Here is a 4209-nt window from a genome sequence, read left to right as displayed (position 1 = left end):
TAATCTGCGACCTCTGTGCGTGGTCCGCCCGGGGGGGGGGCTTCTTTGTAGTAAAAATAATTTTTATAAATATATTGGTCTACCCCCCGGGGGGGGGGGGGGCCCCCCGGGGGGCCCCCCCCCCCGACGGAGACCCCAGCACAGCAGAGGACCAACTGCACGAAGGGGAAGCCATGACAGCGACGACCGACGGAAGCACCGGGGCCGTTGACCCCCGCGCAGCCTCGGCCAGCGAACCGACCCAATCAACCATCGCCGCGGACGACGTACTCGCCGCCGCGCGGCGGGCCGCGGAACGCTCGGTGGAGCATCTCCTCGGCAGACAGGACGACCAGGGCTGGTGGAAGGGCGACCTCGCCACCAACGTCACCATGGACGCCGAGGATCTGCTGCTCCGCCAGTTCCTGGGCATTCAGGACCCGGCCACCGTCGAGTCGGCCGCCCGCTTCATCCGCGGCGAACAGCTCGGCGACGGCACCTGGGCCACCTTCCACGGAGGGCCGGGCGAGCTCTCCGCCACCATCGAGGCGTACGTCGCGCTGCGGCTGGCCGGAGACCGGCCGGACGATCCGCACATGGCCCGCGCCTCGAGGTGGATCAGGGAACAGGGCGGCATCGCCGAGAGCCGCGTCTTCACCCGGATCTGGCTGGCCCTGTTCGGCTGGTGGAAATGGGACGACCTGCCCGAGCTCCCACCGGAGCTGATGTTCTTCCCGAAGTGGGTCCCGCTCAACATCTACGACTTCGGCTGCTGGGCCCGGCAGACGATTGTGCCGCTGACCGTCGTCTCGGCGAAGCGTCCGGTACGGCCCGCGCCCTTCGCCCTCGACGAACTGCACACCGACCCGCTCGTTCCCAACCCGCCCAAGCGCCGTGCCCCGGCAGTCAGTTGGGACGGCGTCTTCCAGGGCCTCGACAAGGCGCTGCACGTCTACCACAAGGTGGCCCCGCGCCGGCTGCGCCGGATCGCCATGAACGCGGCAGCCCGTTGGATCATCGAACGCCAGGAGAACGACGGCTGCTGGGGCGGCATCCAGCCGCCCGCCGTGTACTCCGTCATCGCCCTGCATCTCCTCGGCTACGACCTCGACCACCCGGTGATGCGGGCCGGCCTGGACTCGCTGAACCGGTTCGCCATCTGGCGCGAGGACGGCGCCCGCATGATCGAGGCCTGTCAGTCACCGGTCTGGGACACCTGCCTCGCCACCATCGCGCTCGCCGATGCCGGAGTCAGGCCCGACCATCCGGCGCTCGTGAAAGCGGCGGACTGGATGCTCGGCGAGGAGATCGTCAGGCCCGGCGACTGGTCCGTGCGTCGACCTCAACTCGACCCGGGCGGATGGGCGTTCGAGTTCCACAACGACAACTACCCGGACATCGACGACACCGCCGAGGTGGTCCTCGCACTGCGGCGGGTCCGGCATCCGAATCCCGCCGGTGTCGATGCCGCCATCGAACGCGGGGTGCGCTGGAACCTCGGCATGCAGTCCCGCAACGGGGCCTGGGGCGCATTCGACGCCGACAACACCAGCCCGTTCCCCAACCGCCTGCCGTTCTGCGACTTCGGAGAGGTCATCGATCCGCCGTCCGCCGATGTCACCGGACACGTGGTGGAGATGCTCGCCATGGAGGGGCGGTCCGATCACCCCGCCACCCGGCGCGGCATCGAGTGGCTGCTAGCCGAACAGGAGGCGAGCGGTGCCTGGTTCGGCCGTTGGGGCGTCAACTACGTATACGGAACAGGGTCGGTGGTGCCGGCCCTGGTCGCTGCCGGGCTGCCCGCCGCCCATCCGGCGATCCGCCGGGCGGTCGGCTGGCTGGAGTCCGTGCAGAACGACGACGGCGGCTGGGGCGAGGACCTGCGCTCGTACCAGGAGGAGAAGTGGATCGGGAACGGTGCGTCGACCGCGTCCCAGACCGCCTGGGCGCTCCTCGCCCTCCTCGCTTCAGGCCGGCGCGAGAGCACGGCGGTGACCAGGGGCATCGCCTGGCTGACCGAGGCCCAGCAGGCTGACGGATCCTGGGACGAGCCGTACTTCACCGGCACCGGCTTCCCCTGGGACTTCTCCATCAACTACCACCTCTACCGGCAGGTCTTCCCGCTCACCGCACTTGGGCGGTACGTGTACGGCGACCCGTTCGCCGACCGCACGGCCGTCCGGGAGGGGGTCTGATGGGCGATGCACCGTGGCCGTCCGGCCCCGCGGCGCCGCTGCTGATCGCCTGCGCGCTCGGTATCGAGCAACTCGCCCTGCGCAGTGGCAGACGAAAGGCCGGCGACGCCCCGGGCAAGGTGACCGTGCTCCGTACGGGCATGGGCCCGAAAGCCGCCGAGACGGCCGTGGCGCACGCGCTCGGCCAGGACCGGGCGCTCGGCGCCGCGGTCATCGCCTCCGGGTTCTGTGCCGGGCTCGCGCCCGGCATGCACCCGGGAGACCTGGTGGTCGCCGACGAGACCCGGGAGGCCGGCGACTCGACGCCCTGCACCGGTGCGGGTCTGCTCGCCGAGGCACTCGCCAGGACGGTGCCGGGCCGCACCGTCCACACCGGTCCGCTGACCGGATCCGGCCATGTCGTGCGCGGACATGAGCGGGCCGAGCTGCGGGCCACCGGAGCGATCGCGGTGGACATGGAGTCCGCCGCCACCCTCCGCACCGCCCTGCGCACCGGGGTACGCCCCGTTGCGGCCGTACGGGTGGTCGTGGACGCTCCGGAGCACGAGCTCGTCCGCATCGGCACGGTACGCGGTGGAATATCGGCTTTCCGTGTTCTCCGTGCTGTCCTGCCGGCTTTCTATGAATGGCACCGATCTTTGCTGCTCCCCAGGAGGTGAGCTAGATGGCCATGCCGCTCCGTCAGACCATCAAGGTTGCGACGTACCTCGTTGAACAGAAGCTCCGCAAGCGGGACAAATTCCCGCTCATTGTCGAGCTGGAGCCTTTGTTCGCCTGCAATCTGGCGTGCGAGGGCTGCGGAAAGATCCAGCATCCGGCCGGAGTGCTCAAGCAGCGGATGCCGGTGGCCCAGGCCGTCGGCGCGGTGCTGGAATCGGGTGCCCCCATGGTGTCCATCGCGGGCGGTGAACCCCTGATGCACCCGCAGATCGACGAAATCGTGCGGCAGCTGGTGGCGCGGAAGAAGTATGTCTTCCTCTGCACCAACGCGATGCTGCTGCGCAAGAAGATGGAGAAATTCACCCCGTCCCCGTTTTTCGCCTTCGCCGTGCACATCGACGGTCTGCGCGAGCGGCACGACGAATCGGTCGCCAAGGAAGGCGTTTTCGACGAGGCGGTGGCGGCGATCAAGGAGGCCAAGCGGCGCGGCTTCCGGGTCACCACGAACTCCACCTTCTTCAACACCGACACCCCACAGACCGTCATCGAGGTCCTGAACTACCTCAACGACGACCTGAAGGTCGACGAGATGATGATCTCGCCCGCCTACGCGTACGAGAAGGCTCCCGACCAGGAGCACTTCCTCGGCGTCGAGCAGACCCGCGAGCTCTTCAAGAAGTCCTTCGCGGGCGGCAACCGGGCCCGCTGGCGGCTGAACCACTCGCCACTCTTCCTGGACTTCCTCGAGGGCAAGGCGGACTTCCCGTGCACGGCCTGGGCGATCCCCAACTACTCGCTCTTCGGCTGGCAGCGGCCCTGCTATCTGATGAGTGACGGGTACGTCCCTACGTACCGGGAACTCATCGAGGAGACCGACTGGGACAAGTACGGCCGGGGCAAGGATCCGCGCTGCGCCAACTGCATGGCGCACTGCGGCTACGAGCCCACTGCCGTCCTCGCCACGATGGGCTCGCTCAAGGAGTCCCTGCGTGCCGCGCGCGAGACCGTCGCCGGGAGCCGGTGACTTCATGACCACTGGAGAACCAGTCGCACTGGGTCTCCCCGAGCTGCCGGCCCGGCCGCTCGCGATGCGCCGTCCCTCGAGGCGCATCCAGGTCGGGTCGGTGGCGGTCGGTGGGGATGCGCCGGTGTCGGTGCAGTCGATGACCACGACCCGGACGTCGGACGTCGGTGCGACGTTGCAGCAGATTGCGGAGTTGACGGCGTCGGGCTGTCAGATCGTGCGGGTTGCGTGTCCGACGCAGGATGATGCGGATGCGCTTGCGACGATTGCGCGTAAGTCGCAGATTCCGGTGATCGCGGATATTCATTTCCAGCCGAAGTATGTGTTCGCGGCGATTGATGCGGGCTGTGC

The 4209-nt window shown here is 68.5% G+C and carries 4 protein-coding genes; all 4 read left to right on the top strand.

All coding sequences use genetic code 11. The features are described from left to right. Nucleotides 1-173 precede the first annotated feature (173 nt). Nucleotides 174-2174, top strand: a complete 2001-nt coding sequence (shc, locus tag ACIA8E_RS41555; protein ID WP_399307253.1) for a squalene--hopene cyclase — start codon at nucleotides 174-176, stop codon at nucleotides 2172-2174. After that, nucleotides 2174-2833: a 1-hydroxy-2-methyl-2-butenyl 4-diphosphate reductase gene (locus ACIA8E_RS41550; RefSeq protein WP_399307251.1), complete on the top strand. Its 660-nt coding sequence runs from the start codon at nucleotides 2174-2176 to the stop codon at nucleotides 2831-2833. Before shc ends, ACIA8E_RS41550 begins: the two co-directional genes overlap by 1 nt. 5 nt (nucleotides 2834-2838) lie before the next feature. After that, nucleotides 2839-3858, top strand: coding sequence for an adenosyl-hopene transferase HpnH (gene hpnH, locus ACIA8E_RS41545; protein WP_327127806.1), 1020 nt, complete (start codon nucleotides 2839-2841; stop codon nucleotides 3856-3858). A gap of 4 nt (nucleotides 3859-3862) precedes the next feature. Beyond that, on the top strand, nucleotides 3863-4209 hold a 347-nt coding region (locus ACIA8E_RS41540), incomplete at its 3' end, for a flavodoxin-dependent (E)-4-hydroxy-3-methylbut-2-enyl-diphosphate synthase (RefSeq protein ID WP_399307249.1).

The organism is Streptomyces sp. NPDC051664 (assembly GCF_044453545.1).
In the GTDB taxonomy this organism is placed as follows: domain Bacteria; phylum Actinomycetota; class Actinomycetes; order Streptomycetales; family Streptomycetaceae; genus Streptomyces.
This window is presented reverse-complemented; position numbering and strand designations above follow the sequence as displayed.